The sequence below is a fragment of the Streptomyces sp. LUP47B genome, assembly GCF_001746295.1.
In the GTDB taxonomy this organism is placed as follows: Bacteria; Actinomycetota; Actinomycetes; order Streptomycetales; family Streptomycetaceae; genus Streptomyces.
Window position 1 is genome coordinate 110017 of the sequence record NZ_MJAH01000011.1, and the last position, 19658, is coordinate 129674.

Annotated in this window: 15 protein-coding genes and 2 pseudogenes; 5 read left to right on the top strand and 12 right to left on the bottom strand. The window is 70.9% G+C overall.

Annotation, left to right across the window (positions count from 1 at the left end; genetic code table 11):
• Positions 1 to 34: 34 nt before the first annotated feature.
• Positions 35 to 1279 carry a hypothetical protein gene (locus BFN33_RS30580; RefSeq protein ID WP_069763387.1) on the top strand — a complete coding sequence of 415 codons (1245 nt, stop codon included), beginning with the start codon at positions 35 to 37 and terminating at the stop codon, positions 1277 to 1279.
• On the opposite strand, the gene BFN33_RS30585 is transcribed toward BFN33_RS30580, so the two are convergent.
• The 4 genes from BFN33_RS30585 to BFN33_RS30600 all read right to left on the bottom strand — a co-directional run bounded on the left by BFN33_RS30585 (position 1276) and on the right by BFN33_RS30600 (position 6585).
• On the bottom strand, positions 1276 to 2592 hold the full coding sequence (locus BFN33_RS30585) for an Nramp family divalent metal transporter (RefSeq protein WP_069763388.1): 1317 nt from the start codon (positions 2590 to 2592) through the stop codon (positions 1276 to 1278). The genes BFN33_RS30580 and BFN33_RS30585 overlap by 4 nt on opposite strands.
• 57 nt (positions 2593 to 2649) lie before the next feature.
• Positions 2650 to 3057, bottom strand: a complete 408-nt coding sequence (locus tag BFN33_RS30590; RefSeq protein WP_069763389.1) for an ATP-binding protein — start codon at positions 3055 to 3057, stop codon at positions 2650 to 2652.
• A 162-nt stretch (positions 3058 to 3219) separates the two neighbouring features.
• Positions 3220 to 4110, bottom strand: coding sequence for an MEDS domain-containing protein (locus BFN33_RS30595; protein ID WP_069763390.1), 891 nt, complete (start codon positions 4108 to 4110; stop codon positions 3220 to 3222).
• 54 nt (positions 4111 to 4164) lie between these two features.
• The gene (locus BFN33_RS30600; protein WP_069763574.1) at positions 4165 to 6585 is read right to left on the bottom strand and encodes a LuxR C-terminal-related transcriptional regulator; all 2421 of its coding nucleotides are present in this window, start codon (positions 6583 to 6585) and stop codon (positions 4165 to 4167) included.
• Between the two features lie 332 nt (positions 6586 to 6917).
• On the opposite strand from BFN33_RS30600, the gene BFN33_RS30605 reads away from it, so the two are divergent.
• Positions 6918 to 8252 carry a M14 family metallopeptidase gene (locus tag BFN33_RS30605; RefSeq protein ID WP_069763391.1) on the top strand — a complete coding sequence of 445 codons (1335 nt, stop codon included), beginning with the start codon at positions 6918 to 6920 and terminating at the stop codon, positions 8250 to 8252.
• On the opposite strand, the gene BFN33_RS30610 is transcribed toward BFN33_RS30605, so the two are convergent.
• The 6 genes and pseudogenes from BFN33_RS30610 to BFN33_RS30635 all read right to left on the bottom strand — a co-directional run.
• A complete protein-coding gene (locus tag BFN33_RS30610; protein WP_069763392.1) occupies positions 8249 to 8770 on the bottom strand; it encodes a hypothetical protein in 522 nt (173 codons plus the stop codon). The genes BFN33_RS30605 and BFN33_RS30610 overlap by 4 nt on opposite strands.
• Positions 8771 to 8853: 83 nt before the next feature.
• The gene (locus BFN33_RS30615) at positions 8854 to 10326 is read right to left on the bottom strand and encodes a GntP family permease (protein ID WP_069763393.1); all 1473 of its coding nucleotides are present in this window, start codon (positions 10324 to 10326) and stop codon (positions 8854 to 8856) included.
• A 116-nt stretch (positions 10327 to 10442) separates the two neighbouring features.
• Positions 10443 to 10853 (bottom strand): RidA family protein, encoded by a 411-nt coding sequence (locus BFN33_RS30620; RefSeq protein ID WP_069763394.1) that lies wholly within the window; start codon positions 10851 to 10853, stop codon positions 10443 to 10445.
• Complete coding sequence (locus tag BFN33_RS30625) at positions 10850 to 11620, bottom strand: IclR family transcriptional regulator (RefSeq protein WP_069763395.1); 771 nt, start codon at positions 11618 to 11620, stop codon at positions 10850 to 10852. The genes BFN33_RS30620 and BFN33_RS30625 overlap by 4 nt, the downstream gene beginning before the upstream one ends.
• Positions 11617 to 12027 (bottom strand): annotated as a pseudogene (locus BFN33_RS51435) (PfkB family carbohydrate kinase); the annotation flags it as partial. The gene BFN33_RS30625 and the pseudogene BFN33_RS51435, both read right to left, overlap by 4 nt.
• A gap of 569 nt (positions 12028 to 12596) precedes the next feature.
• A pseudogene (locus BFN33_RS30635) lies at positions 12597 to 13278 on the bottom strand (sugar kinase); the annotation flags it as partial.
• Positions 13279 to 13436: 158 nt separating this feature from the next.
• Here BFN33_RS30635 and BFN33_RS30640 point away from each other — a divergent pair.
• Positions 13437 to 14699: an amino acid deaminase gene (locus tag BFN33_RS30640; protein ID WP_069763396.1), complete on the top strand. Its 1263-nt coding sequence runs from the start codon at positions 13437 to 13439 to the stop codon at positions 14697 to 14699.
• A 35-nt stretch (positions 14700 to 14734) separates the two neighbouring features.
• Positions 14735 to 16375, top strand: a complete 1641-nt coding sequence (locus BFN33_RS30645) for an amidohydrolase family protein (RefSeq protein WP_069763397.1) — start codon at positions 14735 to 14737, stop codon at positions 16373 to 16375.
• On the opposite strand, the gene BFN33_RS30650 is transcribed toward BFN33_RS30645, so the two are convergent.
• Both BFN33_RS30650 and BFN33_RS50335 read right to left on the bottom strand, forming a co-directional pair.
• Positions 16365 to 17297 carry a serine protease gene (locus BFN33_RS30650; protein ID WP_069763398.1) on the bottom strand — a complete coding sequence of 311 codons (933 nt, stop codon included), beginning with the start codon at positions 17295 to 17297 and terminating at the stop codon, positions 16365 to 16367. The genes BFN33_RS30645 and BFN33_RS30650 overlap by 11 nt on opposite strands.
• A 318-nt stretch (positions 17298 to 17615) precedes the next feature.
• The gene (locus BFN33_RS50335; protein ID WP_079141083.1) at positions 17616 to 18272 is read right to left on the bottom strand and encodes a hypothetical protein; all 657 of its coding nucleotides are present in this window, start codon (positions 18270 to 18272) and stop codon (positions 17616 to 17618) included.
• 126 nt (positions 18273 to 18398) lie between these two features.
• Between BFN33_RS50335 and BFN33_RS30660 the strand changes: the two genes are divergently transcribed.
• The gene (locus tag BFN33_RS30660; protein ID WP_069763400.1) at positions 18399 to 19610 is read left to right on the top strand and encodes a pyridoxal phosphate-dependent aminotransferase; all 1212 of its coding nucleotides are present in this window, start codon (positions 18399 to 18401) and stop codon (positions 19608 to 19610) included.
• Positions 19611 to 19658: the final 48 nt, after the last annotated feature.

Genomic DNA, 19658 nt, shown 5'->3' on the forward strand with positions numbered 1-19658 from the left:
CTTTCGTCCTACCGACCGGAACGGTGGCTGCCCCATGCCCGCAGACCAGCACACAGACCCCTTCGAGGAGCGGTTCGCCGCCGCCCTGCACGAGACCGGCGGCGGGTTCGACACCGACCGCACGACCCTCGCCGCACGCGGCGCGGAGCGGGGCCGGCGCAAGCGGTTCGTGCGGCGGGCCGCTGTCGCCGGGGGCGCCGCGAGTGTCGTGCTCGCCTGCGTCGGCGGGGCGCTGGTCCTGCGGCCGGGCGGTACGGCGACCGAGGCCGTGCCGTCGTCCGCGACGGCCTCCGCCAAGCCGAAGCCGAGCATCACGGCCACGCTCGCGACCGACGAGGAGATGATCGAGACTCTCAAGAACCTGTTGCCGAAGGGTGACTTCAGCGAGGAGCGCGGGCAGGGCACCGTGCGGACCCACAAGCTGAAGGTGCCCGCGCCGTCCGCCGGGCTCGTCTTCGACGACGGCAAGGGCGCCGCGGCCATCGGGGTCAGCGTGGGCCGGGTGCAGCCGGGGGGTACGACGGCCCGGCAGGCGGCCCAGTGCCCCGACCGGGTGTACATCCCGTACGACGCCTGCAAGACCAGTCGGCTCGCCGACGGCTCCGTGGTCACCGTGCTCCAGGGCTACGAGTATCCCGACCGCAGGGTGGACACCAAGTGCTGGACCGCCGAGCTGGTCACCCCGACCGGGCAGCACATCACCGTCAGCGAGTGGAACGCGGCCGCCGAGAAGGACAAGCCCGTCACCCGGACCGATCCTCCGCTGGACCCGGCCCAGCTGACACGGCTGGCGGCGGCGAAGGAGTGGCGCACCGTCGCGAACGCCCTCCCCGATCCGCTCCCCGAGCCTGAACTCCCCGGCTCCGACCTGCACGCCCGCACCCACCTGCTGGCCCTGCTGCCGAAGGGGCTGAAGGTGACCGACAAGAGCAGCGACGACGGCGACTTCGCCTACGCCGTGGTCGATGACGGCAAGGGCAAAAGCATGGTCCAGGTCAATGTGCAGCCCGACATGCTGGACTCGGTCGCCGACCTCTTCGGCTCGGACTCCGAGACCCTGCCCGACGGCACCCGGGTCGCCGTCAAGCAGGGCCCCGGGGACAGGGGCGACCAGGTCATGTGGACCGTCGACACCATGCGAGCCGACGGGAAGCGCGTGGTGATCAGCGCCTTCAACGCCGGCACCCAGAACGAGCCCGCGACCCGTGAGGCCCCCGCGCTGACCATCGCCCAGATGCGGAAGATGGCGCTCGACGCCCTGTGGTGGAGCGGCAGTTAGAAGAACTCCGACCACGGCTGGTCCCAGATCTGCTTCACGCACAGGACCAGGAACAGCAGGCCCGCGATCGCCAGCATGCCGTTGCTCAGGGGACCGTTGCGCCACTCCCTGGGCGTGCGGGAGGTGTTCAGCAGCCACATCAGCGTGCCGGCCAGGAAGGGCAGGAAGGCCGCACCGAGGACGCCGTAGATGATGACCAGGCGGAAGGGCTGGCCCTGGAAGAGCAGGACCATCGGCGGGAACGTCAGCCAGAGCAGATACGCGCGGAAGGGCCAGGAGCGCTCGCGCGAACCGGACGCGACCTTCTGGCCGGAGGCCGCCGCGCCCTCGTCGCCGCGGTACCGCGCCACGAAGTCCGCGAACATCAGGCTCACCCCGTGCCAGACGCCGATCAGCGAGGTGAAGGAGGTGGCGAAGAAGCCGATCAGGAAGAACTTGGCGGTCGCCGACCCGTACTCGTCCTCCAGGATGTCGCTCAGCTGGACGAGCCCCTTGTCGCCGCTCGCGATCGCCACATTGGCGCTGTGCAGCAGTTCCGCGCCGACGAAGAGCATGGCGACGACGAAGATCCCGGTGGTGATGTAGGCGACCCGGTTGTCCAGGCGCATCACCTTCATCCAGCCGGTGTTGGTCCACCCCTTGGCGTTGACCCAGTAGCCGTACGCCGCGAGCGTGATCGTGCCGCCGACGCCGCCGATCAGACCGAGGGTGTTGAGGATCGAGTCCTTCTCGTCGGGCAGGACGGGGAGCAGGCCCGCGAGGGCGTCGCCCAGGTTGGGGGTGACCCTGATCGCCAGGTACACCGTCACCACGAACATGACGCCCACCAGGACCGTCATGACCTTCTCGAACACCGCGTACTTGTTGAACCAGACGAAGACCAGGCCGACAAGACCGCAGGCGATGGCCCACCACTCGAGGTCCATCACGTCCGGGAACAGCGCCTGAAGGGGCAGCGCGCTCGACGACATCGCCGCCGCGCCGTACACGAAGCCCCAGATCACCACGTAGACGGCGAAGAACCAGGTGGTCCAGCGGCCCAGGCTCGCCCAGCCGTCGAACAGGGTGCTGCCGGTGGACAGATGCCAGCGGCCCGCCGCCTCCGCGAGGGAGATCTTGACCAGACAGCCGATCACGGCGGCCCACAGCAGGGTGTAGCCGAAGTTGCTGCCCGCGATGAGCGTGGCGACCAGGTCCCCGGCGCCGACGCCGGTCGCGGCGACGACGATCCCCGGGCCGATGTACCGCCAACTGGACTTGCGCGGTACGGAGTTCGTCTCACCGGTCACTGTGTTGTCCGTGGTGTCCGCCATGAAGGTCAAGAAACCCTAAAGATCGTGACCCGGCAAGAGGGCGTGCGGTGAAGGAAATCAGTGGTCGCCCGGGGGGCGTCCACCGCAGCCGGCGCCCCCGCAGGTGCCCAGTTCGAACCAGACCGTCTTGCCCCGCCCGTCCTCGTGCCAGCCCCAGCGCAGCGCGAGCGCCTCCACCAGGAACATCCCGCGGCCGCTCTCCGCGACCCCGGCGTCCAGCACCTGCGGGACGCGCCGGCCGGAGTCGGCGACCTCGCAGCGCAGCAGGCCGTGCGCGGCGGACAGGGTGAGGGTGAAGCTGCCGGCCGAGTGCAGCAGGGCGTTGGTGGCCAGTTCGCTCACGAGGAGTTCGGCGGTGTCCGCCAGGTCGTCCCGCTCCGCGAGCCCCCACCCCTCCAGCTGTCTTCGGACCTCGGCCCTGGCCTCGCGCACCGCGACCGGTCGGGGCTCGTACTCGACACTCAAGTGACCTGCTCCCAGGGGAGGTTGGGGGTAGGCGGCGTAACGAGGGTCGGGATCCGGAAGGCGTCCCCCGGAGAGTCGCAGCATGTTCACAGGGTGGCCCCCGCGGGGGCGGGGCACACGGGGAGTACTACCTGATTCCATACCTACACCACATCTGTACGGCTACGCGTACTGCAGTCGTACGGTCGACCCGTCCCGGTCGGCGCGTACGTCGACGTACGCACACACCTGGCGCGCGTACCAGAGCCCCTGGCCGGACTCCGGGTCGGTGGTGCCCGGCGGGACGAACCCGGCGAGGGGGTCGTCCACGCGGCGCTGAGAGCGCAGTTCGCAGACACAGTGCGTGTCCCGCCCCCACAGCAGCGCGGTACCGGCCCGCTCCCCCACGGCCTGCGCGGCCTCGGCGACGGCCGTCGCGAACAGTTCAGCGTCGGCGGGCGGGAGACCACGCGCCTGCGCCCGGAGCCGTACGGCGTCGGCGGCCAGGTCGGTCAGGAGCTCCGCGTCCGGCGGGGGCGGCGCCAGGGGTACAGCGTCCAGCTCGGCGACCAGGCGTGCGGGCTCCTCGTACACGTCCGTGTCGGGGTGGGCCCTGCGGGCCGTGTCGATGATCGCGGGGCCCGCGGTGCGGGTGTCGTAGGCGCACAGCGCGGTGGTGGCGAGCGGCGCGAAGAGGAGGTTGGCGAGGGCCTCGTAGCGGATCCACTCCGTGGTCTCGCGGGGGGAACGGCCGGCCCTGCCGTTCCAGACGGGTTCCATGAGCAGGTGGATACGGCCGCCGGGCCCGGCATGCGCCGCGAGGTACCCGGCTCCCTGTGCGACCGCGTTCGCGGCGGAGCCGGTGTACCAGTCGGTGTGGTCGATGAGGGTGACGTGCCGGGCGTCCGTGCCGAGGGTGTCCCGGAGGAGTGCGAGGAGGTGGGGGGAGGCGATGGCCGCGGGCCGGGGTTCCTCGGGCGTGTCGAGCGCCTCCGCGAGGAAGGGGAGGGCGTTGGCGAGGAATTCCTCGTCGGTGGAGTGGACGGACATGCGGTGGTCGAAGGGGGTGCTCATGGGGGGATCCTTCGGTGGGATGGGTGTTCGGTGGACGAGGGTGGCTGGGACCTGTCACCGCTGGGCCGTGACCCAGGTCGCGATCTGCGTTCTCGTATGGAAGCCGAGCTTGTTGAGGATCCGTTCGACGTGGCCCTCGGCGGTGCGGCGGGCGATGACCAGGCGGTCGGCGATCTGCTGGTTGGCGAGGCCTTCGGCGACGAGTTCGGCGACCTGCGCCTCCCGGGGGGTGAGGCGGATCCGGGGTCTGTCCGGTGCGGGGGCCGTGACGTCGGGAAGGCCGGGCTCCTGGAGGGCGTGACCGACGAGTTCGGTGAGGGTGAGGGCCGCGCCCCGGTCGTACGCGGCGGTGAACGCGGTCGCGCCCAGGGCACGCCCCGCCTGCCTCTCCGTCTCCCGCCGTAAGGAGTTGAGTGCCTCGGAACCCCACCTCCCCTGGTCGACGGCGGCCCAGGCCCGGTCGGCCCCGCCGAGGAGAACGGCCGCCCGTTCATGGGCGGAGCGCTCGGTCGCGATCCGTGCCGTGAGGTCGAGCGTGAGGGCGAGGCCGATGAGGTCGTTGACGGCGAGTTTGAGCCGGAGGGCCTCGCGTGCGTACTGCTCGGCGCGGGGCCAGTCCTGTTTCACGGTGTGGGCGAGGGCGAGCATGCGCAGGGCGTAGGAGCGGACCCATTCCTCACCGTGCTCCTCGCAGAGCCGCAGGGTCTTCTCGCAGACCTCGACGGCCCGGTCGGCGTGGCCCAGAAAGCCGAGGGCGCAGGCGAGTTCGACCTGGTCGAGGCCGACGAGGCTGAGGTGCTGGCCGGGGACGGGCCCACGGGCGACACCGGCCTCGAAGTGGGCCAGCGCGGCGGAGAGGTCGTCGGCGAAGAGCCGGATGACCCCGATGACGTACTCGGCGTGGGCGGCTTCGGCGCTGTCCCCGAGACCGCGGGCCAGTTCCCGGGCCTCCTCGGCCCGGCGCAGTCCCCTGGTCAGGTCCTCGGGACACCCCGCCAGCAGCCCGGCCACCCACAGCCCGCGGGCCCGCTCGGACGTCGGCTCCGGATGCGCCTCCAGGGCCCGTTCGGCCCAGTAGCGGCCCTCGCGGGGAGCCCCGCAGGCATGCCAGTAGAACCAGAGGGTCCCGGCGAGCCGCAGCCCGGCGAGGGCGTCGGCGCGGGTCGCCGCGCCGGGGCCCGCGCCGATGACGGACGTCCCGCCCGGGACAGTTGCGCCGAAAGGCGCTTCAGGGCCCGGCGTGCCGGCCGGCTCGCCGGCCTGCCGCAGGCTGAAGTCCAGTGCGGCCCGCAGGTTGTCCTGGTCCGCGCGGAGCCGGGCGACGATCTCCCGCTGGCCGGGACCGAACCAGGCCTGTTCGCAGGCGCCGGCCCGGCGCAGCATCCAGTCGCGGTGCCGGCGCCGGGTGGCGAGCTCCTCGCCGTCCGTCCCGCGCAGTTTCTCCAGGCCGTAGTGCCGCAACGTGTCCAGGAGCCGGTACCGCACCCCGTCCGGCCCCGGTTCCCGGGAGAGCACGGACTTGTCGACGAGGCCGGCGATCGCGTCGAGCACGTCGGCGCCGTGCACGAGGTCGCCGTCCGCGCAGACCGCCTCCGCCGTCTCGAGGTCGAAGCCGCCGGCCGGTACCGAGAGCCGGGCCCAGACCAGTTGTTCGCGTGCGGTGCACAGTTCGTGGCTCCAGTCGACCGCGGCCCGCAGGGTCCGGTGGCGTGGGAGGGCCGCCGGGCTGCCGGAGGTGAGGAGGCGGTAGCGGTCGTCGAGGCGTTCCAGGAGCTGTTCCACACCGAGCACGCGCATGCGTACCGCGGCGAGCTCGATGGCGAGGGGGAGTCCGTCGAGGCGTCGGCAGAGGCGGGCGACAGCGGCCCGGTTGCCGCCGGTCAGCGCGAAACCGGGGACGACCGCGGCCGCGCGGTCGGCGAACAGGGCCAGCGCCGGATATCCGTCGGCCGCGGACAGGTCGCCGTCCGGATCGGGCACCGGCAGCGGTCGTACGTCGAGGAGGTTCTCCTCGGTGAGACCGAGCCGGTGCCGGCTGGTCGCGAGGATGCGCACCCCCGTGGTGTCGCGCAGCAGCGCCGCCGCGAGCCGGGCGCAGGCGCGCAGCAGGTGTTCGCAGTTGTCGAGGACCAACAGCACCTTGTGGTCCCGTACATGGGCGACGAGGGCGTCCGTCGGCGGCCCGGCGGAGTGGTCGTGGAGGCCGAGCGCGTCGGCGACGGCGAGCGGGACCAGCTCGGGGTCGCGCAGGCCCGCGAGGTGGACGAAGCGGACGCCGTCGGGGAAGGTGCGCTCCGCGCGGGCCGCGATGCGTGCGGCGAGGCGGGTCTTGCCGACGCCGCCGGGGCCGGTCAGCGTGACCAGGCGGGCGCGGCTGAGCAGTTCGCGGCCCGCGGCCTGTTCACCGCGCCGGTCGACGAAACTGGTGGTCTCGACCGGCAGGTGTCCGGCCCGGCGTGGCGCTGATCCGCCCATGATCAGCCAGCCCTCCGAAGTGTGGTCGGAGATCCCACTGTGCAAGGCGGCTCACATATATGCATCCACGGCTCACACCCGCGGGTGCACTTCCAGGGGGATCACGCCGTGGCGCACCGATCCGCGTACACTGCGCGGCCCTCTCGACACACCAAGAGCTCACAGCCGGCGCACAGTTCACGCCATCGCGCCTTTATTCGCTCTTGACCTGACCATGTCACAAGCAGACGATGAGCGGCGCACCCGCACCGGCAGCACGTCGCTGAACCACCCCCGCTCCACTCCCCCACTTCCGGAAGATCCCGGAAACCCCGGAGAACCCAGGAGACTTCATGCGACTTCGCATACGCGGTTCCGGCGCCCGCGGCGGCACCCGCTACGCCGCCCTCGCCGCCGTTCTGACCCTCGCCCTCGCGGCCCCGCTCTCCGCGAACGCCGACGGCGCCCCGAAGGCGGCACCGAGCGCCGAGGACGTCCGGCAGTACGAGATCCACCAGCGCACAACGCCCCTGACCCGTACGGCGATCCAGCAGAGCGGAGTGACCGTCGACGAGGCCGACGAGGAGACCGTCGTGGTCTCCGGGCGCGCGGACCAGATCAAGAGACTGCGCCGACTCGGCTACCAGGTCACCGCGTTGGGCGCGGCTCCGGACCGGATCGCCGAGGACGAGGTCCGGCTGTACGACTTCCCGTCGGCCGACTCGCGCTACCACAACTACGCCGAGATGAACGCCGAGATCGACCAGCGCCTCGCCGCGTACCCGAACATCATGAGCAAGCGGGTCATCGGCAGGTCGTACCAGGGCCGGGACATCGTCGCCATCAAGATCAGCGACAACGTGGCGACCGACGAGGCCGAGCCCGAGGTGCTGTTCACCCACCACCAGCACGCCCGTGAGCACCTCACGGTGGAGATGGCCCTGTATCTGCTGCGGGAACTCGGCGCGGGGTACGGGAGCGACTCACGGGTGACGAACATGGTGAACAACCGTGAGATCTGGATCGTCCCCGACCTCAACCCGGACGGCGGCGAGTACGACATCGCCACCGGCTCCTACCGCTCGTGGCGCAAGAACCGGCAGCCCAACTCCGGTTCCTCGGCCGTCGGCACCGACCTCAACCGCAACTGGGCCTACCGCTGGGGCTGCTGCGGCGGTTCGTCCGGCTCGACGTCCTCCGAGACCTACCGGGGTACGGCCGCCGAGTCGGCGCCCGAGGTCAAGGTCGTGGCCGACTTCGTGCGCAGCCGGGTCGTCGGCGGGGTCCAGCAGATCAAGACCAACATCGACTTCCACACGTACAGCGAACTGGTGCTGTGGCCCTACGGGTACACGTACTCCGACACGGCGACCGGCATGACGGCGGACGACAACGCCGTGTTCAAGGCCGTCGGGCAGAAGATGGCCGCGAGCAACGGGTACACGGCGGAGCAGGCGAGCGACCTGTACATCACCGACGGGTCGATCGACGACTACCTCTGGGGCACCCACAAGATCTTCTCGTACACCTTCGAGATGTATCCGTCGTCGAGTTCCGGTGGCGGGTTCTATCCGCCCGACGAGGTGATCGAGCGGGAGACCTCGCGGAACCGGGACGCGGTACTGCAGCTGCTGGAGAACTCGGACTGCATGTACCGGTCCATCGGGAAGCAGGCGCAGTACTGCTAGAGGTCCTGGTCGGACTCCTCGGGCTCTTCTTCCTTCGTTTCCGGGGTCTCGTCCTCGAAGTACTTGTCCATGACCGCGTCCAGCTGGTCGTCCCACTCGGCGAACCGCGCCCTCGACTCCGCCTCGATCTCGATCGGGTACCAGCGGCGGTCGGGGGTGTGCACCGTGATGGTGAACCGCTTGCCGAAGCGCGGGGACTCCGTCTCGACGGCGCCGATCTCGTCCCAACGGAACTCACAGGCCTGGTCGTCGAGGAAGAGCCGTACGCCCTGGTGATCGGCGACGATCCTCGCGCGCCGGTCGGAGGCCTCGAAGACGGGCCCGTCGGCGGGTTCCCCGGCCACTTCGGTCTCCTCGGAGACCACCGTCTCCGCCGCGGGTTCGTCGTCCTCCACGGCCTCGTCCGCCCTGGCCTCCTCCGCCTCGCCGGACACGGGTGAGGTGAGCCCGGGGATGAATGCCGGGTCGAATCCGGCGCCTTCCAGGGGCTGGCTGCTCGAACCTATGCGCTGCTCCACAGCGGGCAGTATGGTCGACGATCCTGTGCTCGACACAGCCGGCCCCTACATCGTTATCGGACGCCTACATGGGGTCACACCGCCTACACGAACACACTCAGGACCGCCGCCACCGCGAACCCCGCCACCGACAGCACCGTCTCCAGCACGGTCCACGTCCTGAGTGTGTCCCGCTCGCTGATGCCGAAGTACTTGGCGACCATCCAGAAGCCCCCGTCGTTGACGTGCGAGGCGAATATGGAGCCGGCCGAGATGGCCATGATGACGAGCGCGACGAAGGCCTGGGAGTGGTCGCCCTCCGTCAGCAGCGGCGCGACGATGCCGGCCGTGGTGACGATGGCGACGGTCGCCGAGCCCTGGGCCACGCGCAGGACCACCGAGATCAGGTAGGAGAGCACGAGCACGGGCAGACCGACGTCGTTGAAGGTGTCGGAGAGCGCCTGGGCGACCCCGCTGGCCTTGAGGACCGCGCCGAAGACACCGCCCGCGCCGACGACGAGCAGGATGTTGCCCACCGGCTTGAGGGACGCGGTGGACACCGTCTCCAGGGACTTGCGGGACCAGCCGCGGCGGATCCCGAGCAGGTAGTACGCGAGCACGAGGGCGATCGTCAGCGCCACGAAGGGGCTGCCGAAGAACTCGATCACCGAGCGGCCCGTGGACGGGTCGAGCGCGATCGAGGAGAAGGTGGCGGCGAGGATCAGGACCAGGGGCGTACCGATGATGCCGAGGACCGTGCCGAGCGGTACGGGGTCCTCACGCGGTACGACACCCTGCGTCCGCTGCTCCTCGATCACCGCCTGCTTCGCCTCCGCGGCCGCCTCCACCATGTCCTGCGGTACGGCGACGAAGATGCGGCGGCCGACCCACGCCGAGTAGGCCCACGCGGCCAGCACCGCGGGGATGCCGCAGACGATGCCCATGAGGATCACCCAGCCGAGGTCCACGTGGAGCAGACCGGCGGCCGCGACCGGGCCCGGGTGCGGGGGCAGGAACGCGTGGGTCATCGAGAGGCCGGCCAGCAGCGGCAGACAGTAGAGCAGGATCGACTTGCCGCTGCGCTTCGCTGCCGCGTACACGATCGGCGCGAGCACGAAGATGCCGACGTCGAAGAAGACCGGGATGCCGAAGATGAGGCCGGTGAGGCCCATGGCGAGCGGGGCGCGCTTCTCACCGAAGAGGTTCAGCAGCCGGGACGCCAACACCTCGGCGCCGCCGCTGACTTCGAGGATCGCCCCGAGCATGGTGCCCAGGCCGATGATGATGGCGACATGGCCGAGGATGCCGCCCATCCCGGACTCGATGGTGGACACGGCGTCCGAGCGCTGGACCGTGCCGAAGAGTTCGGTGACCGAGAGACCCGCGAGCAGGCCGACGGCTATGGAGACGCCGAGCAGGGCGACGAAGGGCTGGAGTCGCGCCTTGATGATCAGGAAGAGGAGCAGGGCGATACCGATGGCGGCGACCGTGAGGAGACCGGCCGTGCCGTCGACGAGGAGGAGCAGACCACCGGTGTGCGGGGGTGTCTCGGTGGTCGCGGCGAGCGATGGGGACATGGGGGAGGTCCTCTGGGTAAGTACATGGAGCTTTCGGGCAGGGGGCATCGCGGTACGGCCCGGTCACGGGCCGCACCGGTCACGGCGTGCGGGAGTTCGGTGGAGCCGGTGCAGTCTCAGCCGAGAACGGCGAGCGCGTCGATCTCGATGAGGAGCCCGGCGGGAAGGCCGACGTAGACGGTGGTCCGCGCGGCGGGCGGGGCGGTGAGGCCCTGCTCCTCGAAGTAGGCGTTGTAGATCGAGTTCATCTCGGCGAAGTGGTCGACGTCCGTCAGATAGACGCGGATCATCATCGCGTCGTCCCAGGAGGCACCGCCCTCCTCCAGAATCGCCTTGACGTTGGCGAGGGTCTGGAGGGTCTGTTCGCGCAGGGTGGGCCCTGCGGGCGTGGGGGCCTTGCCCTCCTCGGCCGGGAGGAAGCCGACCTGTCCGGCGACCTGGAGGATGTTGCCCTTCTTGACCCCGTGGGAGAACTTCGCGGGCGGGGTGGTGTGGGTCGTGGGGGTGAGCGCGATCTTGTCCGTCATACGGTGTCCTTGGGGTCCTTTGCTGTTGTTCTGCCGGAGTACTCGCCGCTGATGGCGTCGGCCGTACGGCGGACCTGCGGGAGCAGGGTGAGGAGTTCCTCGGCGGTGACGACGACGTTCGGCGCGGAGACCGACATCGCGGCGACGACCCTGCCGTCGGCGCCGCGGATGGGGGCCGCGACGCAGTTGATGGACTCCTCGTGGCCACCGAGGTCGGTGGCCCAGCCCTGTTCGCGCACGCGCTCCAGCTCCTTGAGGAAGGCGGGGGCGTTGGGTGTCGAACGGGCCGTGTACAGGGGGTAGTCGAGCTTGTCCGCGAGGGCGCGGAGCTCGGCTTCGGGGAGATCGGCGAGCAGCAGCTTCGCCACGGCCGCGACGGTGATGGCGACGGGCTTGCCGATCCGCGAGTACATCCGCACCGGATACCGGCTCTCGACCTTGTCGATGTAGAGCACCTCGGCCTCCTCGTACACGGCGAGGTGGACGGTGTGCCCGCACAGCTCGTTCAGCCGTACGAGATGGGGGTGGGCGATCTCGCGGATGTCGAGGTTCTCCATCGCCTCCTGGGCGAGGGCGATGAGGCGGGCACCGAGGCGGTAGCGCTGGTCGGACTGGCGGTAGACCATGCCGTGTTCGTGGAGGGTGCGCAGGAGTCGCAGCGCGGTGGACTTGTGGACGCCGAGGCGGTCGGCGACCTGACCGAGGTCGGCGGGGCCCTCGGCGAGCAACGGCAGGATGCTGAGCGCTCGGTCGACGGTCTGACTCATGGGGTGCGTACCTCCTCCGGGGCCGTACCGGCTTGCGTCCAGCCGGGGCCGAGTCGAAGTGTCCCCCACACGTCGTCCGCGACGGCGGCCAGTCGGTCGGCGGTGTCGCGGGTGGGAGGTGTCGCGAGGTCGCCGGGGGCGGTGAGGGCGGCGGCGGCGTGGAGATGGCCGTGACGGAGGCGGGTCTTCAGGGGAAGGCCGCGGAGCGTGGCGGAGAGGAACCCGGCGGCGAAGGCGTCACCGGCGCCTGTGGTCGCCACGACGTCCACGTACGGGGCGGGAACGAAGGTGCCGGGCTCCGGGGTCGCCCGGGGGTCGGTGTCGCCCACCCCCGCCTGCGAAGCGCCGCTCCCCGCAAGGCCGGAGCCGTCCGCAGGCTGCGTGGGACGGGGGCCAGGGCCGCCACCTTGCGGCCAAGGGTCGCTGTCGCCCACCCGCGCCTGCGAAGCGCCGTTCTCCGCAGAGCCTGAGACGTCCGCAGACGGCGTGGAACCGAGTGAAGGGCCGGCACCTCGCGGCCCAGTGTGGCCGCCGCTCGCCCCCGCCTGCGAAGTGCCGCTCCCCGCAAGGCCGGAGCCGTCCGCAGGCTGCGTGGAACGGGGTCCCGGGCCGGCACCTCGCGGCCGAGGGTCGGTGTCGCCCACCCGCGCCTGCGAAGTGCCGCTCCCCGCAAGGCCGGAGCCGTCCGCAGGCTGCGTGGAACGGGGTCCCGGGCCGGCACCTCGCGGCCGAGGGTCGGTGTCGCCCACCCTCGCCTGCGAAGTGACGCTTCCCGCAGGGCCTGACATGTCCGCAAGCTGCGTGGGACCGAGTGAAGGGCCGGCACCTTGCGGCCGGGAGTGGGTGTCGCTCTCCCGCGCTTGCGGGGTGTCGCCTGTCTTTGGGGTGGGGGCCGCGCCAGCGGCACGCACGCCCGCAGGGCAGCTGGGTGCGTATGCGGCTCCGCCGCGGGGCGCGACCGGCCCCGACGGGCCCGCGTCCGACACGAACGCCGTGGCCCCGGTCCCGCCCTGCTTGACCACCAGCACCCCCGGCTCGGGCAGCGCGGCCCGGATCGCCGACGGTCCGCCGGACATCCCCCACGCCTCCTCCGCCTCGTCCTCCCCCACGAACACGATGTCGGCCGCCCGGGCCAACTCCAGCAACACCCGCGGACCTTCGGCGTCCCGCCACAGTCCGGCCCGGTGGTTGACGTCGAAGGACACCAGCGGCCGGTCCTCGCCCGGCGCCATCAGCGAACGCAGCAGCGCCAGACATCCCTGCGACAACGCCGCCGTGATCCCCGACAGATGCAGCACCCGGGCCGCCCGGACCGACGCCAGGTCCACGTTCTCCACCGACATCGCCGACGCGGCAGACCCCGCCCGGTAGTACGCGACCTCATGCGCGTCCGTCGCCCGGTCCCCCGCCGTACGGAAGTACACCCCCGTGGGACGCGAGGAGTCCCGCCGCACGGCGGAGACATCGACCCCGTACCCCGCGACCGTCTCGACCAGGTGATCCCCGAACCCGTCGGACCCGACCCGGCTGACCCACCGCACGGTGTGGCCGGCGGCGGCCAACCCGCACGCCACGTTCGACTCCGCCCCACCGATCGCCCGGTCGAAGGACGGCACGTCGGCGAGCCGGCCCGCACGCGTGGGCAGGAACGTGACCATGGACTCGCCGAGCGCGACGACGTCCACGACGTCGGGGGCATTCACGATGGTCGTAGCTCCCTTGATTGACCCGGCATTGGCGTGGATGTTAGACAGCAGTAAGCGATATACGCAATGGCCGTTGCAGTTACTGCAACCCACCTGATCAGGGAGGCCCCGTGTCCCTCGCCCGCCTCGCAGAGGACCGCGTCGACCACCGTTTCAAGGGCCTCCCCCCGGACGCGGACGGCCTGTCCGTCGCCGAGTTGACCGCCCAGCGCCGCAACCTCTTCACCGACGGCTTCACCACCCCCGTGCTGGCCCTCTCCGCCGAGCGCCTGGAGCACAACCTCGCGCTCATGGAGACGTACGCCGCCCGCCACGGCCTCGCCTTCGCCCCGCACGGCAAGACGACCATGGCCCCCCAGCTCTTCCGGCGCCAGATCGAGCGCGGCGCCTGGGGCATCACCCTCGCCGTCCCCCATCAGGTACGCGTCGCCCGCGCCTTCGGCATCGAGCGGATCTTCCTCGCCAACGAGCTCGTGGACCCGGCGGCGCTGAAGTGGATCGCCGGGGAACTCGCGGGCGACGAGGACTTCCGCTTCATCTGCTACGTCGACTCCGTGCGCGGAGTCGAGCTGATGGACGCGGCCCTGCAGGGCGCCGCCCGCCCCGTGGACGTCGTCGTCGAACTCGCCGCCGGCGAGGGCGCCCGCACCGGCGTCCGCACGGAGGCGGAGTGCGCGGCGGTCGCCGACGCGGTCTCGGGCACCGGGACGCTACGGCTCGTCGGCGTCGCCGGATACGAGGGCGAGGTCCCGGGGGCGGACCCGGAGCGCGTCCACACCTGGCTGCGCCGGCTCGTCGCCCTGGCCGCCGACTTCGACAAGGCGGGACGGTTCACCGCGGCGAGACCGGACGGGATCGTGATCAGCGCCGGCGGCAGCGCCTGGTTCGACGCGGTCGCCGACGTCTTCGCCGAGATCCCCGAACTCTCCCGCCCGGTCCTGAAGTTGCTCCGCTCCGGCGCCTACGTCTCGCACGACGACGGCCACTACCGCAAGGTGACCCCCTTCAACCGGATCCCCGAGGAGGGCGCCCTGGAGCCCGCGTTCCGCCTGTGGACGCAGGTCGTCTCCCGCCCTTCCCCCGACCAGGCCTTCACCAACGCGGGCAAGCGGGACGCGGCCCACGACCTCGACCTGCCCTTCCCCCAGGTGGTCCGCCGGGGCGGCACCGAGCGCCCGGCCACCGGCATCGAGGTGACCGCCCTCTCCGACCAGCACGCCTGGCTGCGCACGGCTCCCGGGACCGACCTGGAGGTCGGTGACTGGCTGGGCCTCGGCCTCTCCCACCCGTGCACGTCCTTCGACAAGTGGCAGCTCATCCCCGTGGCGCAGGCCGACGGCACCGTTGTGGAATACATCCGCACGTTCTTCTGAGACACGTTCTTCTGAGACACGAAGGGAGCACGGCGATGGAAGAGCTCGTCATCCGGGACGCCGACGTCGTCGACGGCAGTGGCGCCCCCTCGTACCGCGCCGACGTGGTGGTCGACGGCGGCCGGATCGTCTCGATCGTCAAGGAGGCGGCCGACGCGGGCTGCCAACGTCCCACGGCGAGAAGGGAGTTGGACGCCGAAGGCCTCGTCCTGTCCCCCGGCTTCATCGACATGCACGCCCACAGCGACCTGGCCCTGCTGCGCGACCCCGACCACAGCGCCAAGGCCGCGCAGGGGGTCACACTCGAAGTGCTGGGCCAGGACGGGCTGTCGTACGCGCCGGTCGACGACCGCACCCTGGAGCAGGTCCGCCGCGCCATCACCGGGTGGAACGGCCACGGCGACGACATCGACTTCGACTGGCGGTCGGTCGGCGAGTACCTGGACCGCCTCGACCGCGGGATCGCCGTCAACGCGGCCTATCTGATCCCCCAGGGCACGCTCCGCGCACTCGTCGTCGGCTGGGAGGACCGCGAGGCGACCGCGCGGGAGCTGGACCGTATGCGCCGGCTCGTCGCGGAAGGCATGGAACAGGGCGCCGTCGGCATGTCGTCAGGCCTGACCTACACCCCGGGCATGTACGCCAAGGACGCCGAACTGACCGAGCTGTGCCGGGTGGTGGCCGAGTACGGCGGCTACTACTGCCCGCACCACCGCTCGTACGGGGCGGGCGCGCTCGAGGCGTACGAGGAGATGGTCGCCCTGACCCGGGAGGCCGGCTGCTCCCTCCATCTCGCCCACACCACCATGAACTTCGGCGTGAACAAGGGCCGGGCGCCTGAACTGCTCGCCCTCCTGGACGAGGCGCTGGCGTCGGGCGCGGACATCAGCCTGGACACCTACCCCTACACCCCCGGCTCCACGACCCTCGCGGCCCTGCTGCCGAGCTGGGCGAGCGAGGGCGGTCCCGAGGCCGTCCTGAAGCGGCTGGCGGACGACGACACGGCCGAGTGGATCCGGCATCACCTGGAGGAGATCGGCGCCGACGGCTGCCACGGTGTGCCCGTCGAGTGGGAAACGATCGAGATCTCGGGCGTCGGTGACGCGGCCTTCGCCGATTTCGTCGGCCGTACGGTCGCGGAGTCGGCCCGCTCACGGGGCGAGAGCCCCTGGACGACCGCCCGCCGGCTCCTGCTCGCCGACCGGCTGGCCCCGTCGATCCTCCAGCACGTCGGCCACGAGGAGAACGTCCGGACGATCATGCGCCACCCGGTGCACACCGGAGGCTCCGACGGCATCCTGCAGGGCGCCAAGCCGCATCCGCGGGCGTACGGCACCTTCCCGCGGTACCTGGGTACCTACGTGCGGGAGTTGGGCGTCCTGTCACTGGAGGAGTGCGTCGCGCATCTCACTTCGCGCCCGGCATCCCGGCTGCGCCTGCCGGACCGCGGTCTCGTCAGGGAGGGCTACCGGGCCGACCTGGTCCTCTTCGATCCGGAGACGGTGGCGCCGGGGTCGACGTTCGAGGAGCCGCGCCGGCTGCCGACCGGAATCCCGCACGTCCTGGTCGACGGACGGTTCGTGATCGAGAACGGCCTGCGCACGGACGTCATGGCAGGCCGGGCGGTCCGTCACAGTCCCGTGCGACGGAACGCCCCGCACAGCGCTACGGCTTAGGCAGGGTGCACGCGCTCGCGTTCAGGTTGAGCTGGTTGCCCGTCGTGAAGCAGGCCGGGATGTTGTAGATCTCCTGGGCGTAGTTGATGCCCTCGCGGACGGTGACGTTGCCGTTCGCGTCGACCTCGCACGGGTTGTTCTCCGTGCAGCGCTCGCCGTCCTCGTTGCCGGTGTTGTTGACGGCGACGACCTTGCCGGTGGACTGGTCGATGACGGGCGAGCCCGAGGTGCCGCCGATGGTCTGGCAGGCGGAGGTGTAACGCACCGAGTCCTTCCAGGTCCAGTCGCCCTCCTTCAGGCGGTACGCGAACCCGTCGATGTTGCAGCTGTAGAGCCTCTTCCAGTAGCCGGAGGCCACGGTGATGGCGGTTCCGGCGGTCGGGTGCGTGTCCTGCACGGTGAGCGCGGAGATGCCGTACGAGCTCTTGATCGACGCGTACGTGCTGGTGAGCTGGTAGATCGACACGTCCGTGTCGGTCATCGTCCCGTAGGCGAGCTTGTTGGCGCGCAGGGTGGCGACCTTGGTGCCGGCGGAGTTGAGCAGTCCGAAGGTCCGGCTGGAGGACTGGTTGGTGAGCACCTCGCCGGGCTCCGGGAAGCCGGTGGTGAGGCAGTGCCCGTTGCTGAGCACCAGCGCCGGGTCGGTGTCCAGGGAGTTCGGGAACCGGATGACCGAGCCGGAACAGTTGCTGAGCGAGACGGTCCCGGCGAGGGTGACGGCCTTCAGCTGGGGCGACGGTGACGTGAGCTGGGACAGACTCGCCGTGGTGGACGTGACCACGTCGTGGACCACGGAGGTGACCGTGTCCGTGTCGGCGCCCTTGCCCACGCTCGTGGCCGTGGGTTCGGCCGCGACCGCGGGTGCCGTGCTCATCCCGGCGAAGGCCAGGATGCTGAGCGCGGCGACGAGAGGCTTTCTCATGTGGGGGTCCCCTCTTGCGACTTGGGCGGCCGGAAATCTTCCGGCCGCCCGCGATTTTGTCATGCACATTGTGAAGAGAGGTGGGTTATTGGGCAAGAAGCTGTGTCAAGCCCGCGTGTTCGGCCCGGCCGGGAGGGAGGCCCGGCGGGCGGAACGGAGCACGGCGTCGACGCACCGGTACAACTCCTCACCGGGCATGGCGATCTCCGCGCCCGGCATCAGCGCGGCCGGCTCACGGGCTGCCCGGCCCGTCGTTCAACAGGGCGAAGTCCATGCCCGCCTTCCCGTCGCGCATGGTCAACTTACCCATTCGGACGGCTACTTGGGTCCTTTGGTGCTGCCCTGTCCGCGTCCTTTGCCATTGGAGTTGCCCGGGCCGCCGGCGGGGGCAGAGCTCGACGAGGGGGATGGCGACGGGGAACTTGAAAGGGTGGGCCGGGTTCCGGAGGAGGCCCCCGCCGATGGGCTCCCGCCCGTCTCCGGGCCCGCGGACGTATCCGCGGAGGTGTCCACGCCGGACGCGGCGGCACCGGAGGCCGTCGACCCCGGGACCGCAGGGCGGGCGGAGGACGCCGGGTCGGTGGCGTCGCTCGTCCCGGCGGAGGCCGACGGGGTGCCGCCCCGCGCGGGTCCCGAGGAGGAGCCCGAAGAGGACAGCCCCGCGATCAGGGCCGCCGCCGACACCACTCCGACGGCTCCGACGGCCACGACCACCCGCCGCGAGCGCCAGGGGCCCTTGCCCTGCGCGGCGCGCCGCCGGGCGGCCCGGCCGGCGGGCTGCGGGCCGGTCGGCTCCGCGTCGCCGGGCTCCGGGGCCGCGGGCTCGACCCGGGGGAGCTCGGCCGTCGCGTCGTACACGTTCTGCCAGCCATGCGCCGCTGCCGGATCCGTGTACTCCTCGTACGCCGGGGCCGGTGCGGGCTGCGGCTGGTAGACGTTCGGCGCCCCGGACTCGTACTCGACTGGCCTCGACATGGCGACGAATTCTAGAGACGGATGTGGCAGGTGGGACAGCTACCGGCGATAACAGCCCAAATGGACGCGTCTCACGTGGCGGAAAGCACGGCCCACGATGCGTTACCGGGCCGTAAGCTCCCAGACATGCAGGTGATCCAGTCGACGAAGCTCGCCAATGTCTGTTACGAGATCCGGGGCCCGGTTCTCGAGGAGGCGATGCGCCTGGAAGCGGCCGGGCACCGCATCCTCAAGCTGAACACGGGCAACCCCGCGGCCTTCGGGTTCGAGGCACCGCCCGAGATCCTGGAGGACGTCCTCCGGAACGTGTCGACGGCCCATGGATACGGCGACGCGAAGGGCCTGCTGGCCGCGCGCCGGGCCGTCGTCATGCACAACCAGACCATCGGCATCGAGACCGACGTCGAGCACGTCTTCATCGGCAACGGCGTCTCCGAGCTGATCGTGATGGCGATGCAGGGTCTGCTCGACGACGGCGACGAGGTCCTCGTACCCGCGCCCGACTACCCGCTGTGGACGGCCGCCGTGTCGCTGTCCGGCGGTACGGCCGTCCACTACCGCTGCGACGAGCAGGCGGACTGGATGCCCGACCTCGCGGACGTGGAGCGGAAGGTCACCGACCGCACCAAGGCGATCGTCATCATCAACCCCAACAACCCCACGGGCGCGGTCTACGACGAGACCGTGCTCAAGGGCCTGACCGACATCGCCCGCCGGCACAACCTGCTGGTCTGCTCGGACGAGATCTACGACAAGATCCTCTACGACGGTGCCACGCACACCCCGACCGCCGCGATCGCCCCCGACCTGCTGACCCTCACCTTCAACGGCATGTCCAAGGCGTACCGGGTGGCGGGCTACCGGGTGGGCTGGATGTCGATCTCCGGGCCCCGCGCGCACGCCGACTCCTACATCGAGGGCCTGACCATCCTGGCCAACATGCGCCTGTGCGCGAACATGCCGGGACAGCACGGGGTGGTCGCCGCGCTCAGCGGGCGGCAGTCGATCAAGGACCTGGTGCTGCCGGGCGGGCGGCTCGTCGAGCAGCGGGACGTGGCGTACGAGCTGCTCACGCAGATCCCCGGCGTGAGCTGTGTGAAGCCGAAGGGGGCGCTGTATCTCTTCCCGCGGCTCGACCCCGACGTCTTCAAGATCAAGGACGACCGGCGGATGGTCCTGGACCTGCTGCGCCAGGAGAAGATCATGGTCGTCCAGGGCACCGGCTTCAACTGGCCCGAGCCCGACCACTTCCGGGTGGTCACCCTGCCGGCGGTCGGGGACCTGCGGGACGCGGTGGGGCGGATCGCGAACTTCCTGGATGGGTACGGCCAACTTTAGACAGGATCCAAGCTAGGATGGTTTCCTGACAGCATCAGGAGGCCATCC